Genomic DNA, 1079 nt, shown 5'->3' with positions numbered 1-1079 from the left:
GTGTTGCTATTACTCCCGATGGTCAGACTATCGCTAGTGCTAGTAATGACAAAACCATCAGACTGTGGAACAGACGCAGGTATCAACAGCGCTCTATTCTTACGGGACATACAGGCTGGGTAACTTCCATTGCGATCAGTCCTGATGGTCAGACTATCGCTAGCGCGAGCACTGACAAAACCGTCAGACTGTGGAATCTCCACACTGAAAAACTAATCTTTTCTCTAACTGGACATTCAACAGCGGTGCTTTCTATTGCTATTAGCCCTGATGGAGAAACAGTAGTCAGTGCCAGTATAAACGAGATTAAACTTTGGAGCCTACGGACTGGTGAGCTACTGCGAAATCTGAATGGTTGTTATCCGGTTACTTTTAGCCCTGATGGACAAATCCTAGTCAGTGGAGGCGGAAAGGGCAACATTAAGATTTGGCGTTGATTGATATGTCAGCCGTCAGCCGTCAGCCGTGGGCGTAGCGCATTAGCTCAATGCTGATAGCTGAATGATTATCCCATGTTTATTAGGGGTTTATTTTTGCGATTGACCTTGGCCTTTGGGCCACGCTACGCGAATGGTCACGCTACGCGATTGACCTTTGGTCACGCTAAAAGCGATTGACATGCAGGTCACGCTACGCGATCGCATTCCTCTAACCATCTATATGTAATCCTCTCAAGACCACCATCAGATCAGCATCACAGCAGCTTTGGTGACTAGAGGTTTAGAAATAGTTGGCGAAGCTTTGAGCAGCAGTATGTAGTTTTCAGCAATCCTACTGACCGAATTCTACCCAGTTCTTGTCTTAAACCAGCAATCAACTTGGTAGACAAGGGCATTGCTTTATCTATCTGTGTCTTTTTAAGCTAAAAGTTCAGCGAGCGGTGGTTATACTTACAGCAAGTTTCGCCCCCCTAGCCCCCCAACTTTGCGGTGCGACCCGTGGCGAATTTAATTGGGTGTGGCTCTTTTGGAAAGACGTTTGGTCAGGTTTAGAGAGGTATCGGAAGAGTAGGAGGAGCAGTAATAGAGCAACGAGCTTGAATTAGTCGTTTCATCAAAGGAAGGCCATCTTTGTACAAA

At 46.3% G+C, this 1079-nt stretch carries 1 protein-coding gene; it reads left to right on the top strand.

Annotation, left to right across the window (positions count from 1 at the left end; genetic code table 11):
• On the top strand, positions 1–437 hold a 437-nt coding region (locus F6K20_RS39575), incomplete at its 5' end, for a WD40 repeat domain-containing protein (protein WP_287298601.1).
• Positions 438–1079 lie beyond the last annotated feature (642 nt).

The sequence above is a fragment of the Moorena sp. SIO2C4 genome (assembly GCF_010672485.1).
Classification (GTDB): Bacteria; Cyanobacteriota; Cyanobacteriia; order Cyanobacteriales; family Coleofasciculaceae; genus Moorena; species Moorena producens.
This window is presented reverse-complemented; position numbering and strand designations above follow the sequence as displayed.